This window comes from Pseudomonas putida, from assembly GCF_002906855.1.
GTDB lineage: Bacteria > Pseudomonadota > Gammaproteobacteria > Pseudomonadales > Pseudomonadaceae > Aquipseudomonas > Aquipseudomonas putida_N.
In genome coordinates this window covers 1,973,366-1,994,278 of record NZ_MINI01000028.1, presented here as the reverse complement: position 1 = coordinate 1,994,278, position 20,913 = coordinate 1,973,366, and the positions used below count along the sequence as shown (strand labels likewise).

The window sequence follows — 20,913 nt, the reverse complement described above, 5'->3', positions numbered from 1 at the left end:
TATCAGCAAGACATAGTTACCCTGCGAGGCAGCCATGAACCGGGATGGCAGTGCCAGCGTCCGCTTGCTGCAAACGTTACCGGGCCCGGGCACCCAGCAATTCCTGCGCCTGGCCCTTTGCGGCCAGCCATGCAGCGAGGCAATGGCTGGCCAGTACTGCGTACTCAGCCAGCGTACCGAGTGCTGGCCATGCAGCTACGTGAGCCTGCCTGGCGTGGCCGGGCAATTCATTGTCAGTACCCACCATGCACAGCCCTTGGGCCACGCAGGGGACCGGTTCGACTATTCCGGGCCGCTTGGCAGTGCCTGGCCACTTCCGCTGCAAAGTGCGAAGTTGTTGGCCATCAGTCGCGCCGATGGCCTGCTGCCCTTGCTGGGCGCGCTGGATGAGATTGGCTGCTGGCTACCCTGGGTACAGTTGAAGCTGTCACATGACGGCATTGCGGCCGAACTGCTGCCAGACGATTGTCGAACCTGGCTGTCGGCGCTGCCACCATTGCCGCGTGACTACAGCGGCTGGCTGCAAACCAGGCACTTGCTGACAACTTTCCGCCCGGACACGGTGTACTGTTGCGCACCGCCACAGGTGGCGCGCCAGGTGGCCCGGTTGTGCTGGCAAGCAGGCGTAGCCCCGCAGCGTATCTGGATACGCACGGATCATGTGCCACGCCCGATCGGGGTTGCACCCTCCGAAAGCTGGCCTGTGCAACGCTATGACCGGGTGCTTGCCGCACTCAAGTGGGCTCCTCCAGGCGGGTCAGGTTGATTAGGCCTTGCATGTCGATGAGCCTGACCTCACGCCCGGCGCATTGCAGGAAACCTGAATGGACGAAGCGGCTGAACAGCCGGCTGACCGTTTCCAGCGTGAGGTCCAGGTAGTTGGCGATATCACCACGGGACATGGGCAGGTTGAACACATCTGCCCGCAACCCTCGCGCCTGGTAACGCGCCGACATGCCCAACAGGAAGATCGCCAGCCGCTGCTCGGCACGCCCGTGGCAGCAGCGCAGGTGCTCGTCCTTGCCCTGGATCCCCAGGCTGAGCATGTGCAGCAACTGATAGCGCAACCCCGGAATCTGGCCGGACAGGTCCACCAACTGGTCCAGCCTGATGGAGCAGACCAGCGAGACTTCCAGGGCCATCGCAAAGCTTCGGTAATGACTGGCACCAATAGCGTCCAGCCCCAGCATGTCCCCCGGCAGGATGAAACCGCTCACCCGCTCGTTGCCCTCGGCATCGAGCAGAAAATTCTTGATCGCCCCGGAGCGCAGGGCAAACACGTGCTCCATGGGCTCATTGGCCTTGAACAGGTACTCACCCCTTTTCAACGGACGGTTACGGCGGACGATTTGCTCCAGCTTGTCCACTTCGTCGGCACTGAGGCTGGCGGGCAGGCAAAGCCGGCTCAACGAGCACGCAAGACACTTCACATGGGGCCTTGCCCCCATATCCGCAGAGCCTGACATGGCGATGCCTCCGCTTTTTGCAGGCGGGCATCTATTCAAGTTAGCGGTTCCACTAAAAGTTGGCCGCAAGACCGACCAAGGGTAGGACGCACGAGTGAAGCAATTGACAACGGTCAAGTCAGCGCAGGGCCCGTTGCCGAAACTGGACTTCCTTGTTCATTCGACACAGAGGACATTGCCATGACACCCGCCGAGACTTCCCGAGTACACACAACGCCTTCGTTTCCCAAGCCTTCGGGTGAACACTGGATCGAAGCCCTTGAGAATGGCGTTCACGTATTGATCAGGCCCTTGCAAGCCAAAGACCGACAACGCGAAAAAGCCTTCATCGAACGGCTGTCGCCCGAGTCGCGGCATTTCCGCTTCCTGTGCCAGCTCCGGGAGCCCGGAGAGGCCATGCTCGATCAGTTGATGAAAGTCGACCAGGATCGCCAGGCGGCCTACGTCGCCCTCGCCCACGTGGATGGCGAGTTGCAGGAAGTGGGCATTTCCCGCTACGCCAGCGGTAGCGGCAAGGACGAGTGCGAATGCGCCGTTACCGTCATGGACAGCTGGCAGCACCATGGCCTGGGTCGCCTGCTGCTCAAGCACCTGATCGACCATGCCCGGGCCAAGGGCTTGCGGCAGATGTATTCGATCGACGCAGCAGCCAACCAGGCGATGCGCGACCTGGCCAAGGCGGCGGGGTTCACCACCGTTATTGACCCGGATGATCCCAGCCAGGTCATCCACCGGCTCTCACTGATCTGAGCCTGGGCCGCCGCACCTTGACGCATTTCAGCTTTCGATGGGGGCCGGTGATGGCTTCAAGGTGTGACTGCACGCTCTTACTCGGGCAGCAGGTCAAACTGCGCGAGGCAGCGCTGCTCATCAGCGGGGGTCAACGCCTTCAGGCCACTCACCTCCTGCAGGGGCGTTTCGAACAGGGCCAGGCGGATCACCCCATTACGCTCCAGAAAGGTCTGTGCCAGGCAGGTGCATACGGGTTTGCCGACCAGCGCAGCGAGCTTCTCATCCTCCGGCACGCCCACCTGGACCTGCAGGTTGGCCGTGCAATTTTCCACGATCTGCGCCACGGAGCGCCCCGCCAGCCACACGGTGCCAGCACCGAGCACGAGCAGGAGCAGCAACACGCTCATCAACCTGTTCGATTCGCGGGTAATTGAACGGAGCAACGCCAGCCTGGCCTGCCAACCCGTCTCCTGGCCATTGAAAATGGCCTTGCCGACCGTGCGTTTCACGCCCCGCTGCACTGCCCATCCCAGCGCGACGCTCAACGCCAGCAGGCTCAGGAGCACTGCCGGATCGCGCATGGGCATGCGCCAGCTCGGGCTCAAGACGCGATAGACGGACGCCGCGACGAGTAAGGCGACAATGGCCACGATCAACCCCAGGCTACCCTTGGGCCTGTGCATCCAGGCTCGCAGTTTCGCCCTTGCTTGCGTACTCATGACTCACCTCCCGCGCCCGGTTAGCGCACAGGGTCGATTGCGACGGTTTCCTGATAGTCCGGCACGCAAACCTGCCAGCCGAGCTCGAGGCTGATGCGCCGTCGCAAGGTGTCGGCAGCGTGCGGCTCGCCATGAATGACGTAGGTCTGCCGTGGCGGCCGGGTAAACCCACGCAACCACTCCATGATTTCGTCGGCGTCGGCATGCGCGGAGAGACTCTCCATGGCGTGCACCTGCGCCCTAATAGGCACGTCTTCACCCTGCAAGCGCACGCTGCGGGCACCGGCGACGATATCGGCACCCCGCGTGCCGCCGGCCTGAAAGCCGGAAAACAGGATGCTGTTGCGTGGGTTGGGGGCCAGCGCCTTGAGGTGGTGCAGCACCCGGCCACCCGTGGCCATGCCACTGGCGGCAATGATCACCGCAGGTTCGCGCAGCTGGTCCAGATGCCTGGACTCATCGACCGTTCGTACGATATGCGTGCCTTGGCACATCGCCGCGCACTCGACTTCCGACAGCCGATGTTCGCCGCGGAACTGCTGGTAAAGTGCGGTGGCGTCGGTGGCCATCGGGCTGTTCAGGTAGACCGGGATATCCGGAATCAGCCGGTCGCGCTTGAGCGTATACAGGTAGTACATCAACAGCTGGGCCCGGCCGACGGCGAACGATGGCACCAGGGTGATGCCATGGCGCAGCAGTGTTTCATTGATGACCTTGGCCAAATACTGGGCGGTCGACTCGTCAGGGTGCTGGCGATCACCGTAAGTCGACTCGACCAGCAGTACGTCCGCCGTCCTGACCAGTTCAGGTGCACGCATGATCGGGTCCTGAGGGCGGCCCAGATCACCCGAGAACAGCACGGTCTGACCTTCGGCACTGATCTGCACCGTTGCCGCGCCCAGAATATGCCCGGCGGTACGCATCAGCAGCTCCATGCCTTCGGCAATCGGCAACGGCTGATGCAACTCCACAGGGTGCAACAGTGCCAGGGCCCGTTTCGCATCCTGCTCGGTATAGAGCGGGCGCGCTGGCGTGTGCTTGGAGTAGCCGTGGCGGTTGGCATGCTCGGCCTGTTCCTCCTGCAAACGTGCACTGTCCAACAGCAAGATCTCTGCCAGGGCACAGGTAGCCGGTGTGGCGTAGATCGGCCCGCTGTACCCCTCCCGCGCCAGCACCGGCAGATAACCGCTGTGGTCGAGATGGGCGTGGGTCAGCACCACTGCATCCAGGGCGCGCAGGGCCGGTGGCAGCGGCTCCCAGTTGCGCAGGCGCAGTTGCTTGAAGCCCTGGAACAACCCGCAGTCGACCAGCACCCGGGTGCTGTCGCGGGTCAACAGGAATTTACTGCCGGTCACGGTGCCTGTACCGCCAAGAAAGGTCAGTTGCATGGCTATGGCTCCCAGGTTTCGGCCACGTCAGGGTGCACTGCGAGGACGCTGCAGGGCGGGTGGCTGACAATTCGCTCGGTGGTATCGCCCAGCAGCTTGTCCAGCCCTTTGGGCTGCACGACGCCCATCACCAGCGCATCGATATCCAGTGCGGCCACCTGTTCGCGGATCACCTGTACCGGGCCGCCTTCCATGAAGTGCCGACGCTCGGGCGCGACGCCCTCGGCGTCGGCCAAGGCGTCGAATGGCTCCTGAAGCGCTTCGCGCATCTCGTCGATCCAGGCCTGGGTCACATTCATGTCCGCGGCGAACACGCCAGCCAGGTTGTAAGCCGACAACAGGTGCAACGGCGCATCACACTGCAGGGCCAGTGCCTGGGCGGCGCGGATGAGCCCACGATTGAAGTGCTCCTGCACAGCGGGTGTTTCGCTGAACGCTGTATCCACGGCCACCAGGACGCGCCTGGGCAGCGTGACGGCGGATCTCGGCACAAACTGCGTGATGCCCTTGAACCCCCGCATCAAGGCACAGTCCAGCGGCGTACTGAACAGCCGCGCCAGAGCCGAGGCGGTTTCGCTGTCCTTGATGACCATGTCGGGCTGCAGTTCGCTGATGTAGTCGATGGCCATGCTGCGGATGTCGTCTGCAGCCAGGGTGTCGACTGTCAGCGAGACGCCACTGCCGCGATGCCGCTCGATCAAGGCTATCAGCCCTGCCCGATAGTGTTCGTATTGGCGCTTGATGTCGGCTTCATTGAGCCGCTCCTCGCGCAACAGGTGCTCCTCGCTCGGTTCGAACAGCCCCAGCAAATGCACGCTGGCGCCGCTGACATGCCCCAGGGCCAGGGCCCTGCGCAGCGCCGCTGAATGCGCATCGATCTCGGTGAGCAGCACCAGCAGTTGTCGGTATTGACCCATGATGAACCTCCGGGCTTGCGCTACTGGGGTGTGATGCAGGCGATATTCCGCGCACCGCTTAAATGGCGCTTGATGCAGATCAGAAAAAACGGCCATCCGCCCTGAACTTGACCATTGTCAGAACTGAACGGGTTGGCCGCGTTACAACGGCTGCACCAGGTACAGATCAGGTCACCGGGAGGCACCATGAACGGGCAGCAAATTGAACAGGCGCAAGCTTGTGAGCACTGGGTCGAAACGCTAGACGACGGTTCAGCCGTGCTGATCCGCCCGCTGCGCGAGGAAGACCACGAACGGGACAAGCGCTTTTTGAGCACGATCGCCTACGAGACCAGGCGCTTTCGCTTCATCGCCGGGCTCAGCGGCGCAATGCCCAGCCTCGACCCGCAGTGGATGCCGGTCGATCAGCACCAGCGCATGGCCTATGTCGCGCTGGCCCATGTGGACGGCAAGCTGCAACAGGTCGGTGTCAGCCGCTATGCCAGCATAGCGGGCAGCCTGAGCTGCGAATGTGCGGTGGCGGTGAGCGAGGACTGGCAGCGCAAAGGCCTGGGCAGGCGCCTGCTGCAGCACCTGATCGTGGCAGCACGACGCAATGGCTACCAGTGCATGGTCTCCCGGGACTTGGCGAACAACTACGCCATGCACCGGCTGACCAAGGCACTGGGCTTTACCGCACGCTACCTGGGCGGGGACGTCAGCGAGATCCTGCACGAACTTGACCTGCTGCCTTGAAAGGACAAGACCCTTGCGGGCCTTGTGCCTACCCCTGGGAGTGCTCCGGAGCAATCACCAGCACGCTGTTGGACAAACGATGCAATACCCGCTCCGCCGTGCTGCCGATGAACCAGCCGATGTCGTGGTGGTGATAACTGCCCATGACCAGCACATCGATGTCATTGTTATCCATGAACAATGCCAGAACCTTGGCCGGATCGCCTATACGCATGTGACGGCGCTCCACGGCTATCCCGTTTCGCTCGGCAAGCAGCTGGAAGGCGTCGCTCTGGGCTTCGTGCAGGGTCTGGGCGAGGTTCGAATCGAACAGGAACGAATGTTCCCGGCTACCGCCCGCGTCCAGGTACATGGAACCCAGATCATAGGCATATAACAATTCGATCTGGGCATTGCATTGCAATGCCAGTTTCAGCGCTTCGCTGATGATCCGGTCGTTGAAACCTTCAAATTGATCTTCAGGCCGGGACAGGTCCACGGCCGCAAGGATTCGACGTGGCAACGCATGGCTGGCCTTGTGCACCAGGTGCAAGGGGATTCGCGTTTCGCGCAGCAACTGGATATCGAGCGAAGTAAACATGGCTCGCATCCACCAAGGTTCATGCTCGAATTCCTTGATCAGCATGGCGAACGGCTGCTCGCGCAGGTGCACCAGGATCTCATTCAAGGGCTGCTGCACCCACACCACTTCGGTAGTGACCGTGACGCCATTGCGCCGCATCGGCAGCGCCTGGCTTTCCAGCCATTCACGGTGTTGCTGCACATAACCCTCGCGCATGACCGACAGCGCCTGATCATTCACCAGGCCCGCCGTGGCAAGCCCTTCCAGATAGTCGAAAGCCACGATGTGCAGCGCCATTCCCTTGGCCTTGGCCAGCGCCGCGGCACGGTCATAGACCGGGGTTCGACGCATCAGGGGGGATGCGATCATCAGCAGTCTTTGCACAGTTTCCATGGCACACCTCTGCAATAGCGATACGTTGCCATAGCTTCTGCCACCCATGTCTTGCGAATTTGATGTTTATCAACTGCAGGTCACTGCCGACAAACGGCATCGTCGATGGCGCAGGAACTTGATGCCGATCAATGCCTGCAGACTTTGCCAGCGCACCCTAAGCCCATATCAACAACAATTACGTGCTCTGGAGGCGTGCCATGGCGCCCATGAAAGCAGCGGTATTCGTCGACAAGAATCGTATCGTGCTGGATGCGTTGGTCCGCATTACCACCCCAGTTGTTCACCCACCAACGCGATGGTGTGATGAAAGTGGCGATCACGCCCTGAGCATCACCCCGCTGACGGCAGGGACGCCTTCATCGTGCAATGCTCGCTCTTACATGCTGTGGAGGCTCTGATGAACGTCTTCATTGAGAAAAATAGCGAGCAGGATCGCTGGTGGGTCCGCATGGATGACTGGCGGGTGAGTTTCAATACAGCTGCCGAAGCCGAGCAGTTTGCCGAGCGGCTCACAACCCGCCTGAACGCGCCCCACTCGCTTGACATGCTGGCTGACTGGTCGCCCCGAACTGGCGTCGCCGACGCGCGCAATGCCATCGCCGTCTTACCGGCCCAAACCGATCGCCGATGCGTGAAGGAGGCCTGAAGATGTCCGGCCAATTGAAGGTCACGCTGCTCGACCAGCCTGACTTGTCGCGTACGGCAAAACTTGTGCACCTCAAACCGCTGGCAACCCTCTGCAGTCACTGCCGTGTCAATGGCTTGTGCCTGCCCACCGGCCTGCCCGTCCACGATGAAAGCTGCCTGGGCGCGTTGATAGGCCCACGTATGCGCATTCGCAAGGGCACCGCACTGTTCAATGCCAACGATCCACTGACCACCCTCTATGCCGTGCGTTGTGGCAGTTTCAAGACCAACCTGAACACCGCCGAGGGGCAAGGCGTGGTGATCAATTTCTGGATGCCGGGCGATGTGCTAGGCCTCGATGCCATAGCCACCGAACACCATGTCTGCGACGCCATAGCCTTGGAAGACAGCGAAGTCTGCCCCGTACCGTATCGCCGCCTGCAAGCCCTGGCGCGCGACTTTCCCATCTTGCAACAAAGCCTGAACCGCATGATGAGCCGCGAGATCGTACGTGAACATGAACGCGTGCTGATGCTGTGCAACCTGACCGCCGAACAGCGTCTGGCCAGTTTTCTGGTGGGGCTATCCAGGCGCTTCGTCAGTCGCGGCTACTCTGCTCATGGCTTCCTGTTGCGCATGTCACGCGAAGACATGGCCTCGTACCTGGGGTTGCGCCTGGAAACCGTGTGCCGATCCGTCGCCCGCCTGCGCGCACTGGGTATCCTCAACCTGCATGGCAGACTGGTGGAAATTCTCGACATGCCTGCATTGAAGGCGCTCGAACAGGGCGGCGGTGAAAGTGAACACAAGGCCCCCTGAGGCTACCTCACTATTCTCGGGGCGATGTGGCTGCGATCGATGACATGAAAATGCCAAGCCCGCGTCACGGTATAAGGCCAAACAGCCAGCCCAGGCCGCCAGTGCCCAATACCACCAGCCATGGGGGCAAACTCCAGAACATCGTGCGGTCAGTGCCACTGCTACTACCTTCAATCCGTGCAGCGCACCTGGAGGCATGACATCGCCATGGCTGGAGATGCTCAGCGCGAAGAGTGTCAGGACAATCGCCGAGGGTAACGTGAACCCCATCCAAGCGGCTAGAGCACCACTGTAGCCTGAGCGGCAAAGGCCCAGCGCGATGCCAGCCTGACTACTGGCAGGGCCTGCTAAAAACTGGCAAAGCGCAACAAGATCCGCATAACTACGCTCGCTCAACCACTTCCGGCGCACCACGAATTCGTCTCGAAAGTACCCCAGGTGAGCGATTGGACCGCCAAAGGAGGTCAGTCCCCAGAAAGATCAAGAAAACTGCCCAAGGATTTCGGTCAGTTCGAGGGGTATCGGTCACGATCTTCAACTCTGTATTGGCAGATTCCACGAACAATAACTGAATAAAGGGAGAAGGTACGTGACCTGGTCCGCCCCCTAACCACTACCTCCTGAATACCAACTCGATGCCATGGGTGACATGAGTTCACCTGTGCCTTGAGAAGTGATCGTTTGAGTCGATCAAATCGCTGAAATCTAATGGTTGGAAACCAACAAGAAGCTCGCACGGAAGCGATCAGCGACAGAGATAACTACAAGATGACTCCAACGTTCTCGTTAATCGTCCTGGGCACCGCGATACTCCTGATCGTGGTGATGATCAGCAAGCTCAAGGTCCACCCCTTCCTCGCCCTGCTGGCTGCAAGCCTGGTGGTAGGCATCGGCACCGGCATGCCGCCTACGGCCATGGTTGCTGCTTTCGAAAAGGGCATGGGCAGCACACTCGGCTTTCTCGCCGGTATCATCGGCCTGGGCAGCATCCTCGGCAAACTGCTGGAAGAATCGGGCGGGGCGAAACGCATCGCCACCACGCTGCTGAACCTGCTGGGCGAACACAACGCGTCATGGGCAATGATGCTGGTGGGCTTCATCGCCGGCATCCCGGTGTTCTTCGAAGTCGGCTTCGTGTTGCTGATTCCGCTGATCTACGTGGTCGCCCGGCAAACCCGCATCAGCATGCTGTACCTCGGCGTGCCGCTGGCCACCTCGCTGATGGTGGTGCACTGCATCCTGCCACCGCACCCGGCGGCCACGGCAATTACCGGCATGCTCAATGCCGATATCGGCACGGTCATCCTCTACGGCCTGATCGTGGGTCTGCCCACCGCCATCCTCGCCGGCCCGATCTGGGTACGCTTTGCCTGCAAGCGCGGCGCGACGCCAGCACAACAGGCGTTCCTTGCCGCACGCAGCGAGGCCCAGGCCGACGACCAACCGCTGCCGGCCTTTGGCATCACGCTCGCCACGGTGCTGCTGCCGCTGCTGCTCATGGTCGGCAAGACCCTGGCCGTCACCGTGCTGGCCAAAGGCACCTCGCTGTACGAATGGGTGGCCTTTATTGGCAATCCGCTGATCGCCCTGGCGCTGTCGGTGGTGTTCGCCTACTGGGCGCTGGGCCTACGTCGCGGCCTGGACATGGCGCAGTTGCTCAGCCTGACTCAGCGCTGCTTCCCTCCCCTGGCCGGCATTCTGCTGATCATCGGTGCCGGTGGCGCCTTCAACGACATGCTGGTGGGCAGCGGCATCGGCAAGGCACTGGCTGACGTGCTCAACCAGACGCAGCTCAACCCGATCATACTCGCCTGGCTGATCGCCGGGATCATGCACTTTGCGGTCGGTTCGGCCACGGTGGCCATGATCAGCGCGGCCGGCATGGTGCTGCCGATGCTTGGCCAACACCCCGAATACAACCGGGAAATCCTGGTGATCGCCATCGGTGCCGGGGCCATTGGCTGGACGCACATTACCGACTCGGCGTTCTGGGTAGTGAAGGAATACCTCGGCCTGTCGCTGAGCGATGCGCTGAAGAAATTTACCGCAGCGACCGTGCTGGCCTCGGTGATTGCCCTGTGCCTGACCCTGCTGCTTTCGAAAATTGTCTGATCTACTGTGCAAAGACTGCGCTACAGGTGAAATCATGATTCACGGAAAAACCTTGCAAGCCTGGCAACAAAGCCACCCGATCATTGCCGAACTGGTCGCCCTGAAAGAAACCAGCTGGTTCAACCCTGGTATTGCCAAGGCGTCAGAGGCGTTGAACGACGTGGGCCTGACCGCTGCTGATGTGCAAGCCACGAGCGAGCGGCTGCAGAGGTTCGCGCCCTACCTCGCCACTGTGTTCCCCGAAACGGCCGCTACCGGTGGGGTTATCGAGTCGCACATCGCCCCACTGCCGCAGCTTCGCCAGCAGCTGATCGAAGAAGGATCACTGCAGCATGTGGGTAGCCTGTGGCTGAAAGCCGACTGTGACCTGCCCATTTCAGGCTCCATCAAGGCCCGGGGCGGCATTCATGAAGTGCTCAAGCACGCTGAGGACCTGGCCTTGGCCGCCGGCCTGATCACACCCTCCGATGACTATGCCGTATTGGCCAGCGAGCAGGCGCGGGCGTTCTTCAGCCAGTACAAGATCGCCGTGGGGTCGACCGGTAACCTGGGCTTGTCGATCGGCATCATGAGCGCGAAGCTGGGCTTCCAGGTGAGCGTGCACATGTCATCCGACGCCAGGCAGTGGAAAAAAGACAAGCTGCGCGCCAACGGTGTAACGGTCGTTGAACACGCCTCGGACTACAGCGTTGCCGTCGAACAGGGCCGCCAGCAGGCAGCGTCCGATCCCAGCTGCTATTTCGTTGACGACGAAAACTCCCCACAACTCTTTCTGGGCTATGCCGTAGCCGCCGAGCGCCTGGCTCGGCAATTCGACCAGGCCGGCATCAAGGTGGACGCCGATCACCCACTGTTCGTCTACCTGCCCTGCGGTGTTGGCGGCGGCCCTGGCGGCGTCGCCTTCGGCTTGAAGCTGGTATTCGGCGATGCCGTGCACTGCGTTTTCGCCGAGCCCACCCACTCACCCTGCATGCTGCTGGGGGTGTACACCGGCCTGCACGATGAAACCAGCGTGCAAGACTTCGGCATCGACAACATCACCGCCGCCGACGGCCTGGCGGTCGGGCGACCGTCCGGGTTCGTCGGCAAAGCCATGCAGCGGCTGATCGATGGCTACTACACGGTGACCGACGAAGAATTGTACCGTCTGATGGTGATTGCCTTCGAACAGGACAAGGTCAAGCTGGAACCCTCTGCGCTGGCCGGCGTACCCGGCATGGTTCGGGTGCTGCAGGCGAGTGACTATCTGGCTCGCCTGGGCCTCTCCCCGGCCCAGCTGCAGCAGACTACCCACCTTGTCTGGGGAACGGGTGGCAGCATGGTGCCGGACGATGAGTTCAACGCTTACCTGGCGAAAGGACGAAGCCTGCAGGCTACGATGTAACAGCAGTCGATGCACTGCGCGGAAGGATTGGTCAATGAACAGACCTGGCAGCGGTACCACCGTGAAACTCAACGGCTCGCACCTGGGCAGCCTGCATGTTTTCCTGGTGGCCGCACGGCACCTGAGCTTCTCTCGCGCAGCCGATGAGCTGTGCCTGACGGCCAGTGCCGTGAGCCATCGCATCAACCGTCTGGAAGATGAGCTGGGGTTCAAGCTGTTTCACCGCATGCCGCGCAAGGTCAGCCTCACCGAAGACGGCGAGCGCCTGTTCACCGTGATGCAGCGGACCATGGACGAACTCGGCGAGGCCGTGCAGGAGCGCGCCCACGCCGAGGTCGCCGGCCAACTGACCTTGTATGTACGCCCATCCGTAGCACAGTGCTGGCTGGTGCCGCGGCTGGCTCAGTTCACCGCCCGCTACCCTGATATCCAGCTGGATATCAGGGTCGGTAACGAGAGCATCGACTACCGCACACGCAAGATCGACCTGGTCCTCTGCTACTCGGATGGCCACCATCCCGGGTTGCAGAGCATCCACTTGATGAATGAGCGGATCGCCCCGGTGTGCTCTCCCCATTATGCAGAAACCCATGCATTGGCAGGTGACCCGCACCAGGTGGATCAGTGCACCGCATTGCATGACGTTGCGGCCTGGGACAACGCCGCATTCGATGCAGAATGGCAGCTCTGGGCCAGCAGTAAAGGTGCCGGCATTGAACTCCCACGCCGATTCCTCACATTTGATCGTTCAGACCTTTGCACGCTCGCTGCGCTGAATCACGCCGGCATTGCCATTGGCCGGGAACAACTGGTCAGAGAGCGTATTGCGCGAGGTGAGCTGGTTCTGCCGTTCGGCGACTTTGTGGATGCGTCCAGCTACGGTTACTTCCTGGTCTATCCGCATCACGACCCGATGCCGAAAAGGTTACAGGTATTGATTGACTGGCTCATGGAGTGCGCCTCCAACTGCTGAACGAGGCACACAATCTCCCTCATCCAGCGGTCGTGACGTTGCCATCCGCGGCCTTGCAGCCAAGGCTGCGCATCAGATCGCGAGTAGCGTCGAAGAAGATGTCGTTGAAGGCATCGGCACATTCCGGGGTGAGCCTGCTGGAAGGGCCGGAAAGCACCAGCGCACCGACCAACTCGTCGCCAGCGCCGTATACGGGAAAGGCTACTGATGCAGCATGCGGGTCTGTGGCCCCCATGGAGAAAAACGGCCGTTGCATGGCGATACCGTTCGCGAACGGCGTACGCAAAGCCTGGGCGCCAGCAGCGTCGTCCATCGGTCGCATGTCGCCGGGCTGAACGTGCATCCGCAGTCGATGAGGTGAGTTCACTCGATACTGGCACATCCGGTAAGCGCCGTGACGCACGTAGAACGAGGCGGTCTCGCCAGTACGCTCTGCCAACAGATGCAGCCTGGGCATCACGTGACGCTCCAGATCGATGCCTTCCTCATACACCGCATTAAGCCGCATGACCTCGCTGGCCAGCTGGTAGCGCCCATCTGCCATGCGATTGACGAAACCATGATTTTCCAGCGAGACCATCAAACGCATGATGGTACTTTTGATCAGTCCGGTACGCTCGACAAGCTCCACAAGGGTCAAAGACGTGTCTCCCACCTGGAACGCAGAGAGCACTGTCAGCACGCGATCAGCCGAAGCCACGCCATTCACCGCAGGACGCGGCCGAACATTAACCATCAGTAGATCCTCACCTTTGAATTGCCCAAGTCTTTGTCAGGGCCCAGAAAAATCATTATCTGCCAATGCCCTGGCAACCGCCATCATGCCAGCAAGAGCCGATGCGGCACCATCATCGTTGACGGTTAAGTAGCCTGAACAGAAGACCAGCCGGCCGCTCACCGCGCCCACCGGCCAGATGGCCCCACACCTGAACGCCGGGCCATGCTCATTGCCCTCCAATCCTCCTGCTGCTGGCTCAGAACAACGCCACGGTATAGTTGACGATCACGCGATTCTGATCGCCATTGCGGGCCGCTTCGCTGCGGGACATGCCATTGCGCCAAGCCACGCCCAGCCCCTTGAAGGTACCGCTCTGGATGACGTAGTCCAGGGAGAAGTCTCGCTCCCACTCCGACTGCTCGGCACCGCCCGCGGTCTGGATGTGATCACCGTTGAGGTACATCACCGAGGCCTTGAGGCCAGGCACACCCAAAGCCGCGAAATCGTAGCCATACTGCGCAAAGCCGGTGCGCTCGCCAGCACGGGTGAAGCTCAGCAGCATCTTGTCGGTCCACAGGTACAGGCTGCTGCCACCGGCACCCTTGTCGATCGACCCCTGGTTGATCTGCACGAAGTTGCTGTCGTCGGAAACGCTCTGATAGCCCAGCATGAGCGAGTGACCGCCCAGGCGGTAGGTGAACGCCGCGCTCCACAGTTCGCTGTCGATCTCGCCGTCTCCATCGGCGGTATAGCCGCCTACCGTATAACCCTGCGCGCGCCCCGAAGCGCTGCCGTTGGCGCCGTCCGAGCGGGTGCGGAAGTAGCGCAGGTCGGTTGTCAGCGAGCTGTCGTCAGTCAGTGCCAGGGTGTGATTGAGGCCAGCGAAATGCTGCTGGTAATAGTCCTGCAACTGACCGAAGTAGTACTGCAGCAGGAGCGCATCGGTGGCACGGTAATCGGCACCGGCAAAGTAGAAACGGTCACTTTCCTGGGTGCCGCCACTTACGGCCATGCCGGTCAGGTCGGTGGAAGCCCGACCCCGGGCGCGGTCCAGAGCGCCGCCGATCAGCATCAGGTCGTCGAACTCCTTTGATTGCAGCTGCACGCCCTGGAAAGACTGTGGTAGCAGCCGACCATCGGAGGCCACCAATACGGGCATCTTTGGCATCAACTGGCCGGCCCGCAGCTCGCTCTTGCTCGCTTTCAGCTTCAGGGTCGCGCCCGCACTGCCCCACTGATCCACCGCACGCTCGCCATCGGAGGGAATCATCGTGCTGCCCGCGTGCCGGCCACGGCCGCTGTCCAGGGTGACGCCCAGCATGGCGGTGGCATCCACCCCGACACCGATCACTCCGCTGGTGTAACCCGAACGCAGATCGAGCAGGAAGCCCTGCGCCCATTCCTCGGTCTTCGAGGGCTTGGCGGCACCGTCGCGGTTATCACTGCTGAAGTAGAAGTTGCGCATTGCCAGGTTGGCATGGCTGCCGGAAAGAAAATCCGCTTGCGCAGGCAGCACCATGAGGCCGCCACTGGCGGCAAGTGCAAGACCACAGAAGGAAGGTAAGGATTTCAAGACGAAAGCTCCCTGGGCACCCGAACCCGAGCGCCGGTTTTCTTGTTATTGGAATTAACGCCGAATCAGCCCTGCCTAAACTCCAGGCGCTGATATTTTGGAACGCCATTTCCTTTATAGGAACTCACAAAATCCTTACCCTCGTCAACATCCAGAAATAAGGCGACGAAATTGATCGTCTTTCGTCACGCAATGGGCTATTTTGCAATTTCATTTCATTATACAAAACAAACACTAGTGACCTGGACGCTCACGCGCCCCTTGCCGCCAGGAGCCATCATGAGTTTTTTTGCTGCCCCACCCACCGTCGAAACCACCGTCTTCACGCGCCTGCCCGACCGTTTCCGCGACCCGCGCCCAACGGCCTGGGCCAACGCCAATCGGCAGGGCCGGGCAATCGATTCGTTCCTTGAGGGGCCAGCGTTCGATCGCCAGGGGCGCCTGTACGTGACCGACATACCCAACGGGCGGATCTTCCGCATCTCGCCCCAGGGCGAATGGGAACTGGTCTGTCAGTACGATGGCTGGCCCAACGGCCTGAAGATTCACCAGGACGGGCGCATCTTCATTACCGACTACAAGCGCGGGATCTTGCTGCTCGACTCTCAGACCGGCGCCATCGAGGTACTGCTGGACTCGGCCGGTTCCGAAGGTTTCAAAGGCGTCAATGACCTGGTGTTTGCGCCGAACGGTGACCTGTACTTCACCGACCAAGGCCAGACCGGCCTGCAGGACGCTACGGGGCGGGTCTACAAGCTCGACGCCAACGGCAACCTGAGCTGCCTGCTGGGCACCATTCCCAGCCCCAACGGCATCGTCTACGACCCCCACCTCAATCACCTGCTGGTGGCGGTGACGCGCGCCCAGCAGATCTGGCGCATCCCGCTGGGCAACGGCTCGATCATCGGCAAGGTTGGCGTGTTCGCCCAACTGCACGGCGGCCTGGGCGGGCCGGACGGCCTGGCACTGGATGCGCAGAGCAACCTGTACATCGCCCACACCGGCTTCGGCTCGGTGTGGAAGCTGTCGAAGGTCGCCGAGCCGCTGCAACGCATTGTCTCCTGCGCCGGTATCAGCAACACCAACCTGGCCTTTGGTGGCGACGACGGGCAAACCTTGTTCATCACCGAATCCGAGACCGGCAGCATCCTGCAGGTTCGCACCAGCGCGCCGGGGCTAACGATGTTTTCCCACAGCTGAAGCCGCGCCTGTCAGCGCACACAATAAATACAAAAGAGTGACGATATGACCCAAGAAACCCCCGCTGCCCAGGCGCCGCTCAGCGACGCCGAGGGCGAACGCCTGATGCGCCGCGTGCTGTGGCGCCTGGTGCCGTTCATCTTCATCTGCTACGTGATCAGCTACCTCGATCGCACGAACGTCGGCTTCGCCGCCATCAGCATGAACCAGGACCTGGGCCTGACCGCGACGATGTTCGGTTGGGCGGCCGGCCTGTTCTTCTTCGGCTATTTCATGTTCGAGATCCCCAGCAACCTGCTGATGCAGCGCTTCGGTGCTCGGGTGTGGATAGCGCGGATCATGATCACTTGGGGGCTGATCTCCATGGCCACGGCGTTCGCCACCGGCCCCATCAGCTTCAGCATCGCGCGCTTCCTGCTGGGGCTTGCCGAAGCGGGCTTCACACCGGGGGTGTACCTGTATTTCACCTACTGGTTCCCCGGTAAATGGCGAGCCAAAGCTACCGCAACGTTCCTGCTGGGCATCCCGGTGGCCAACATCGTCGGCTCGCCGCTGTCGGGCTGGCTGATGGAACAGCACGGTGTCTGGGGCCTGAAGAACTGGCAACTGCTGCTGGTCACCGAATCGATGCCTGCCGTGTTACTTGGCATCGCCTGCCTGTTCGTGCTGGTCGATAGCCCGGCCAAGGCGAAGTGGCTGAACCCACGGGAAAAGGCCTGGCTGACCCAGCGCCTGTCCCAGGAGCAGCAGGCCATAGGTGCCGCCCACGGCAACACCCTGCGCGCCGCACTGACCAATCCCAAGGTGTTCACCCTGGCGGCGATCAACTTCTGCTGCATCGTCGGCTCCATCGGCATCGGACTGTGGCTGCCGCAGATCATCAAGAGCCTGGGGATTTCCAGTGGCGTGGTCGGCCTGGTAGTGGCGCTGCCTTACCTGCTAGGCGCCTTGGCCATGACCTTATGGGCGCGCCTGGCCAACCGCAGCAGCCACCGTCTGCCCTACGTGGTCAGCGCGCTGGCGTTCGCTGCCCTGGCCCTGGTGAGCGCGGCGCTGATCGACCAGCCACTGCTGAAGATTGCCAGCCTGTGCCTGGCGGTGGCCGGCATCCTGTCGTTCCAGGCCACGTTCTGGGCGATTCCCTCGACCTTCCTCACCGGCCGCGCCGCGGCGGGCGGCCTGGCGATGATCGTCTCGATCGGCAACCTCGGCGGCTTTACCGGGCCGTTCCTGATAGGCCTGATCAAGGATGCCACGCACAGCTTCACCCTGCCGTTCTTCGCCGTAGCGTCGATCCTGCTGATCGGTACCTGGCTGATGCTCTGGCTGGGCGACCCGGCCAAGCAACAAACGCCGCAAGGCCAAGGCCAAGGCCAAGGTCAGGCCGCTTGAGCGATCAGGTGCGGCGACGCAGGCCGTACTGCCCGAGCAACCCCAGCACCAGCACTGCACCGGCGACCCCCAGGGTCGCCGGTGCCCCCCAGCGGGCTGCGACCAGCCCGGCGATCATCCCGCCCAAGGCCTCGAAGCCAAAGCGCATGGCGATGTAGAAAGCGATAACCCGACCACGCAGGTGGCCCGGCGCACCACTCTGCAACTGCATGTTGGTGCTGACATTGCTCAAGGTGATGCCAAAACCCAGCAACGCCAGCGCCAGCAGCGCCAACGGCAGCACGCCGGCCAGCCATAGCCCGACCAGAGCGGCCGCGCACAGCAGCGCCCCGGCATCGGTGAACTGGCGCAGGCGAGGCAATGCACCGCCGAATGCCAGCACCAGGGTCGCCACGAAGGCACCAGCCCCCGCCGCTCCCCACAACCAACCCAGTACCCGCGCATCCCCGGCAAACACCGCCTTGGCCAGGATTGGCAGCAGCGCTGCATAGCAGGAGGCAAACAGGTTGACCATGATCACGTTGACCAGCAGTTGGCGCACTTGGCGGGTCTGCCACATGTATGCCAGCCCCTCGCGAAACACCTGCGCAGTCGAACCACTGGCCTTGGGGCTGGCGTGACCGCGCACCTTCAGCAAGCCGAACAGCAATGCCAGGAAGGCTACGGCCGTCAGCGCGAAGCAGGTTGCCTCACCGGCGAACGCGATCAGTGCCCCAGCCAATGGCGGGCCGACAAAGCGTGCCCCGTTGATCAGCATGGCATTGAGCACCAAGGCGTTGGGCAGGTCGGCCGGGTCATCGACGAAGCTGCCGATCAAGGCTTGACGCAACGGTGTTTCCAGGGCGTTGAGCAAACCCAGCAGCAAGGCCATGCCGGCGATAACCGGGCCATCGACCCAACCCAACCAGGTACAAAGCGCCAATACCGACGACTGCAAGGTCAGGATCACTTGCACGATGATCAGCAATCGACGCTTGTCATGCCGGTCGATCCAGGCGCCGGCCAGCGGGCCGATCAGCAGTTGCGGAGCCAGCGAAAGAAAGGTGATCAGCCCCAGCAGCACGGCCGAACCCGTGAGGTGATAGGCCAGCCAGGCCAACGCCACCTGCTGTACCCACTTGCCCAGGGTGGAAACACCCTGGCCGACGAAATAGATCTGGAAATTACGGTGGGCGAGCGCCCGGATGGCCGACGGCCACTGGTTACGATGTGACGACGCTGAATCGGTCAAGTCTGCGAATCCTCATTAGACCCGCGCCAGCCCAGCGCCCGCTGCGCACCCCATCGCAAGGTGCGCAGCAGGTCAAGGGGTCAACCTGGCAGCAGGCAGCCTTTCTTCTTCAAGGACTCAATGACCCAGGAGCGGTCGTTGGTGCCTTGGGCAATATGCTCCATCTGAGCAGTTTCGGCAGCATGCTTGGCCGTGGCACGGGCATAGACATCGGCAACCTGGTCGTACGGGATGCATAGCAAACCATCCTCATCGCCGATCATCAGGTCGCCCGGCTCGATCACCATACCATCAATGGCAATCGGCACGTTGATCTCGCCCGGGCCGTCCTTGTAGGGGCCACGGTGCGACACACCGGCGGCGAACAACGGAAAGTCACCGGCACCAATATTGGCCGCATCCCGGATGGCGCCATTGATGACGATGCCCGCCACACCGCGCTTGACTGCATAGGCCACCATCATTTCGCCGATCAGGGCGTTGGTCAGGTCGCCGCCGGCATCGACCACGATCACATCGCCCGGCTGAGCGATGTCCAGGGCGTAGTGCAGCATGAGGTTGTCACCTGGACGCGCCTTGACGGTGAGGGCCGGACCACACAGCACGCCTTCGCGATGCATGGGACGCAGACGGGCACCGCCTGCGGTCATGCGGTTCATCGAGTCGCTGACGTTAGCGACCGGAACCTCACGGTAGCGGCCAACCCATTCTTCGCCAATTTTGCGCGTGCGCTCAAGCACTTGGAAGCCAATGCTCATGTGACATACCTCTATTGATTTTATTCGGTGTCATCGGCGGCCGCCGAATCTGTTTTTAGAATGTCATTGCAATAATCATTTATCAATCGGTTTTTTACCGATTATCTCCAGGTATAAGAGCGAGAAAATTTATTTCCTTGCAACGACGTTTCATTATGATAGGGTCACACCATCGCTGGCGCCGAGCTACAGCGACTGCCCTGACAATAAAAAGGTGTTCACGATGCCCCGTACCATTCTGCTTACCGGCCCCGAACTTGCCTCCGAGGCCATGAAACTTGCCGCCGACCAGGGCGTCCGGGTCGTCCCCACCACGCCCTACCTTCCGGAAGAAGAGCTGGTAGCCATCATTCGCGCGGAGCAGCCCGACGCCATCGTGGTTCGCCAAGGCAGCCTGACCCGCGGCATGATCGAGGCCAGCGCGAAGCTGAAGCTGATCGCCAAGCACGGTGTCGGCTTCAACACCATCGATATCCAGGCCGCCGCCGAGCGCGGGGTACCGGTGTCGATCGCGGTAGGTGCCAACGCACAGTCGGTGGCCGAGCATGCCTTTGCCCTGATGTTCAGCGTCGCCCGCCAGACCGCCCTGCTCGATGCGCGTATGCGTGAAGGTCACTGGGACAAGGCTTCGGCCAACGGCATCGAGCTGTCCGGCAAGACCTTGGGCCTGATTGGCCTGGGATCGATCGGCAGCGTTCTGATGGACCTGGTGGCGCCGCTACGCATGAAGGTCAAAGTGTTCGACCCTTACCTCAAGCAGCTGCCAGCGCGCGCCCATGTCGAGCGTGAAGAGGATTTTGATCGCCTGCTGGCCGAAAGCGATATCATCAGCCTGCACTGCCCGCTGACCGAGACCAATCACAGTCTGATCGGTGCTGACCAACTCGCGCGCATGCGCCCGGGCACCATCCTGATCAACACTGCCCGCGGTGAACTGATCGACACGGACGCCTTGGTACAAGCACTGAGCGAGCGCCGCCTTGCCGGTGCTGGCCTGGACACCTTCCACCCAGAGCCACCACCGGCCGACAGCCCGCTGTGGGGCTTGCCGACCCTGGTCGCCACGCCGCACGTCGGCGCCAACACCACCGAAGCCCGAGACCGTGTCGGTCTGGTCTGCGTGAGGCAGGTTCTGGATATCCTGGCGGGCAATGCCCTGGATCCTCGTTGCGTGGTCAACCGCCACCTGATTGACAGCTGATTGCAGCCCT

At 61.7% G+C, this 20,913-nt stretch carries 20 protein-coding genes and 1 pseudogene; 11 read left to right on the top strand and 10 right to left on the bottom strand.

The features are described 5' to 3' along the window. The first annotated feature begins 34 nt into the window (after positions 1 to 34). Positions 35 to 766 carry a hypothetical protein gene (locus BGP85_RS09715; RefSeq protein ID WP_103446961.1) on the top strand — a complete coding sequence of 244 codons (732 nt, stop codon included), beginning with the start codon at positions 35 to 37 and terminating at the stop codon, positions 764 to 766. Here the strand turns inward: BGP85_RS09715 and fnrB are convergent. Next, a complete protein-coding gene (fnrB, locus tag BGP85_RS09710; RefSeq protein WP_103446960.1) occupies positions 735 to 1,466 on the bottom strand; it encodes a Crp/Fnr family transcriptional regulator FnrB in 732 nt (243 codons plus the stop codon). The genes BGP85_RS09715 and fnrB overlap by 32 nt on opposite strands. A 180-nt stretch (positions 1,467 to 1,646) precedes the next feature. Between fnrB and BGP85_RS09705 the strand changes: the two genes are divergently transcribed. Further along, positions 1,647 to 2,216 carry a GNAT family N-acetyltransferase gene (locus tag BGP85_RS09705; protein ID WP_103446959.1) on the top strand — a complete coding sequence of 190 codons (570 nt, stop codon included), beginning with the start codon at positions 1,647 to 1,649 and terminating at the stop codon, positions 2,214 to 2,216. A 77-nt stretch (positions 2,217 to 2,293) separates the two neighbouring features. Here BGP85_RS09705 and BGP85_RS09700 read toward each other — a convergent pair whose 3' ends face one another. The 3 genes from BGP85_RS09700 to BGP85_RS09690 are packed head-to-tail and all read right to left on the bottom strand — an operon-like array spanning position 2,294 to position 5,222. Continuing rightward, the gene (locus BGP85_RS09700; protein WP_258035883.1) at positions 2,294 to 2,881 is read right to left on the bottom strand and encodes a hypothetical protein; all 588 of its coding nucleotides are present in this window, start codon (positions 2,879 to 2,881) and stop codon (positions 2,294 to 2,296) included. 56 nt (positions 2,882 to 2,937) lie between these two features. After that, positions 2,938 to 4,305: an MBL fold metallo-hydrolase RNA specificity domain-containing protein gene (locus BGP85_RS09695; protein WP_103446957.1), complete on the bottom strand. Its 1,368-nt coding sequence runs from the start codon at positions 4,303 to 4,305 to the stop codon at positions 2,938 to 2,940. A 2-nt stretch (positions 4,306 to 4,307) separates the two neighbouring features. Beyond that, on the bottom strand, positions 4,308 to 5,222 hold the full coding sequence (locus BGP85_RS09690; protein WP_103446956.1) for a universal stress protein: 915 nt from the start codon (positions 5,220 to 5,222) through the stop codon (positions 4,308 to 4,310). 186 nt (positions 5,223 to 5,408) lie between these two features. Between BGP85_RS09690 and BGP85_RS09685 the strand changes: the two genes are divergently transcribed. Then, the gene (locus tag BGP85_RS09685; RefSeq protein WP_103446955.1) at positions 5,409 to 5,957 is read left to right on the top strand and encodes a GNAT family N-acetyltransferase; all 549 of its coding nucleotides are present in this window, start codon (positions 5,409 to 5,411) and stop codon (positions 5,955 to 5,957) included. A 28-nt stretch (positions 5,958 to 5,985) separates the two neighbouring features. Here BGP85_RS09685 and BGP85_RS09680 read toward each other — a convergent pair whose 3' ends face one another. Next, positions 5,986 to 6,912 (bottom strand): universal stress protein, encoded by a 927-nt coding sequence (locus BGP85_RS09680; RefSeq protein WP_103446954.1) that lies wholly within the window; start codon positions 6,910 to 6,912, stop codon positions 5,986 to 5,988. A gap of 400 nt (positions 6,913 to 7,312) precedes the next feature. Between BGP85_RS09680 and BGP85_RS09675 the strand changes: the two genes are divergently transcribed. Continuing rightward, complete coding sequence (locus BGP85_RS09675; protein ID WP_103446953.1) at positions 7,313 to 7,561, top strand: hypothetical protein; 249 nt, start codon at positions 7,313 to 7,315, stop codon at positions 7,559 to 7,561. A gap of 2 nt (positions 7,562 to 7,563) precedes the next feature. Continuing rightward, positions 7,564 to 8,361, top strand: a complete 798-nt coding sequence (locus BGP85_RS09670; RefSeq protein WP_103446952.1) for a helix-turn-helix domain-containing protein — start codon at positions 7,564 to 7,566, stop codon at positions 8,359 to 8,361. Between the two features lie 141 nt (positions 8,362 to 8,502). Here BGP85_RS09670 and BGP85_RS09665 read toward each other — a convergent pair. Then, positions 8,503 to 8,890, bottom strand: a pseudogene (locus tag BGP85_RS09665) (chromate transporter); the annotation flags it as partial. A gap of 239 nt (positions 8,891 to 9,129) precedes the next feature. Between BGP85_RS09665 and BGP85_RS09660 the strand changes: the two are divergent. The 3 genes from BGP85_RS09660 to dsdC are packed head-to-tail and all read left to right on the top strand — an operon-like array spanning position 9,130 to position 12,830. Next, complete coding sequence (locus tag BGP85_RS09660; protein WP_103446951.1) at positions 9,130 to 10,473, top strand: GntT/GntP/DsdX family permease; 1,344 nt, start codon at positions 9,130 to 9,132, stop codon at positions 10,471 to 10,473. A gap of 34 nt (positions 10,474 to 10,507) precedes the next feature. Further along, positions 10,508 to 11,857, top strand: a complete 1,350-nt coding sequence (locus BGP85_RS09655; protein WP_103446950.1) for a D-serine ammonia-lyase — start codon at positions 10,508 to 10,510, stop codon at positions 11,855 to 11,857. Between the two features lie 34 nt (positions 11,858 to 11,891). Beyond that, on the top strand, positions 11,892 to 12,830 hold the full coding sequence (gene dsdC, locus BGP85_RS09650; protein WP_103446949.1) for a DNA-binding transcriptional regulator DsdC: 939 nt from the start codon (positions 11,892 to 11,894) through the stop codon (positions 12,828 to 12,830). Between the two features lie 19 nt (positions 12,831 to 12,849). Here the strand turns inward: dsdC and BGP85_RS09645 are convergent, their stop codons facing one another. Both BGP85_RS09645 and BGP85_RS09640 read right to left on the bottom strand, forming a co-directional pair. Continuing rightward, positions 12,850 to 13,566: an IclR family transcriptional regulator gene (locus BGP85_RS09645; protein ID WP_103446948.1), complete on the bottom strand. Its 717-nt coding sequence runs from the start codon at positions 13,564 to 13,566 to the stop codon at positions 12,850 to 12,852. 238 nt (positions 13,567 to 13,804) lie between these two features. Next, positions 13,805 to 15,067: an OprD family porin gene (locus BGP85_RS09640; protein ID WP_181004517.1), complete on the bottom strand. Its 1,263-nt coding sequence runs from the start codon at positions 15,065 to 15,067 to the stop codon at positions 13,805 to 13,807. 333 nt (positions 15,068 to 15,400) lie between these two features. Here BGP85_RS09640 and BGP85_RS09635 point away from each other — a divergent pair, with 333 nt between their 5' ends. Together BGP85_RS09635 and BGP85_RS09630 are read left to right on the top strand one after the other, a co-directional pair. Next, positions 15,401 to 16,321 (top strand): SMP-30/gluconolactonase/LRE family protein, encoded by a 921-nt coding sequence (locus BGP85_RS09635; RefSeq protein ID WP_103446946.1) that lies wholly within the window; start codon positions 15,401 to 15,403, stop codon positions 16,319 to 16,321. A 45-nt stretch (positions 16,322 to 16,366) separates the two neighbouring features. Continuing rightward, positions 16,367 to 17,713 (top strand): MFS transporter, encoded by a 1,347-nt coding sequence (locus tag BGP85_RS09630; protein ID WP_103446945.1) that lies wholly within the window; start codon positions 16,367 to 16,369, stop codon positions 17,711 to 17,713. 4 nt (positions 17,714 to 17,717) lie between these two features. Here the strand turns inward: BGP85_RS09630 and BGP85_RS09625 are convergent, their stop codons facing one another. Together BGP85_RS09625 and BGP85_RS09620 are read right to left on the bottom strand one after the other, a co-directional pair. After that, a complete protein-coding gene (locus BGP85_RS09625) occupies positions 17,718 to 18,944 on the bottom strand; it encodes an MFS transporter (protein WP_374755299.1) in 1,227 nt (408 codons plus the stop codon). A gap of 80 nt (positions 18,945 to 19,024) precedes the next feature. Further along, a complete protein-coding gene (locus BGP85_RS09620) occupies positions 19,025 to 19,702 on the bottom strand; it encodes an RraA family protein (protein WP_103446944.1) in 678 nt (225 codons plus the stop codon). 223 nt (positions 19,703 to 19,925) lie between these two features. Here BGP85_RS09620 and BGP85_RS09615 point away from each other — a divergent pair, with 223 nt between their 5' ends. Further along, positions 19,926 to 20,903, top strand: coding sequence for a hydroxyacid dehydrogenase (locus tag BGP85_RS09615; protein ID WP_103446943.1), 978 nt, complete (start codon positions 19,926 to 19,928; stop codon positions 20,901 to 20,903). Positions 20,904 to 20,913: the final 10 nt, after the last annotated feature.

Excerpts from the sequence above, each read along its gene's own strand:
- BGP85_RS09715 (WP_103446961.1), top strand. The coding sequence starts at position 35 with ATGAACCGGGATGGCAGTGCCAGCGTCCGCTTGCTGCAAACGTTACCG.
- fnrB (WP_103446960.1), bottom strand. The coding sequence starts at position 1,466 with ATGTCAGGCTCTGCGGATATGGGGGCAAGGCCCCATGTGAAGTGTCTT.
- BGP85_RS09705 (WP_103446959.1), top strand. The coding sequence starts at position 1,647 with ATGACACCCGCCGAGACTTCCCGAGTACACACAACGCCTTCGTTTCCC.
- BGP85_RS09700 (WP_258035883.1), bottom strand. The coding sequence starts at position 2,881 with ATGCACAGGCCCAAGGGTAGCCTGGGGTTGATCGTGGCCATTGTCGCC.
- BGP85_RS09695 (WP_103446957.1), bottom strand. The coding sequence starts at position 4,305 with ATGCAACTGACCTTTCTTGGCGGTACAGGCACCGTGACCGGCAGTAAA.
- BGP85_RS09690 (WP_103446956.1), bottom strand. The coding sequence starts at position 5,222 with ATGGGTCAATACCGACAACTGCTGGTGCTGCTCACCGAGATCGATGCG.
- BGP85_RS09685 (WP_103446955.1), top strand. The coding sequence starts at position 5,409 with ATGAACGGGCAGCAAATTGAACAGGCGCAAGCTTGTGAGCACTGGGTC.
- BGP85_RS09680 (WP_103446954.1), bottom strand. The coding sequence starts at position 6,912 with ATGGAAACTGTGCAAAGACTGCTGATGATCGCATCCCCCCTGATGCGT.
- BGP85_RS09675 (WP_103446953.1), top strand. The coding sequence starts at position 7,313 with ATGAACGTCTTCATTGAGAAAAATAGCGAGCAGGATCGCTGGTGGGTC.
- BGP85_RS09670 (WP_103446952.1), top strand. The coding sequence starts at position 7,564 with ATGTCCGGCCAATTGAAGGTCACGCTGCTCGACCAGCCTGACTTGTCG.
- BGP85_RS09660 (WP_103446951.1), top strand. The coding sequence starts at position 9,130 with ATGACTCCAACGTTCTCGTTAATCGTCCTGGGCACCGCGATACTCCTG.
- BGP85_RS09655 (WP_103446950.1), top strand. The coding sequence starts at position 10,508 with ATGATTCACGGAAAAACCTTGCAAGCCTGGCAACAAAGCCACCCGATC.
- dsdC (WP_103446949.1), top strand. The coding sequence starts at position 11,892 with ATGAACAGACCTGGCAGCGGTACCACCGTGAAACTCAACGGCTCGCAC.
- BGP85_RS09645 (WP_103446948.1), bottom strand. The coding sequence starts at position 13,566 with ATGGTTAATGTTCGGCCGCGTCCTGCGGTGAATGGCGTGGCTTCGGCT.
- BGP85_RS09640 (WP_181004517.1), bottom strand. The coding sequence starts at position 15,067 with ATGGTGCTGCCTGCGCAAGCGGATTTTCTTTCCGGCAGCCATGCCAAC.
- BGP85_RS09635 (WP_103446946.1), top strand. The coding sequence starts at position 15,401 with ATGAGTTTTTTTGCTGCCCCACCCACCGTCGAAACCACCGTCTTCACG.
- BGP85_RS09630 (WP_103446945.1), top strand. The coding sequence starts at position 16,367 with ATGACCCAAGAAACCCCCGCTGCCCAGGCGCCGCTCAGCGACGCCGAG.
- BGP85_RS09620 (WP_103446944.1), bottom strand. The coding sequence starts at position 19,702 with ATGAGCATTGGCTTCCAAGTGCTTGAGCGCACGCGCAAAATTGGCGAA.
- BGP85_RS09615 (WP_103446943.1), top strand. The coding sequence starts at position 19,926 with ATGCCCCGTACCATTCTGCTTACCGGCCCCGAACTTGCCTCCGAGGCC.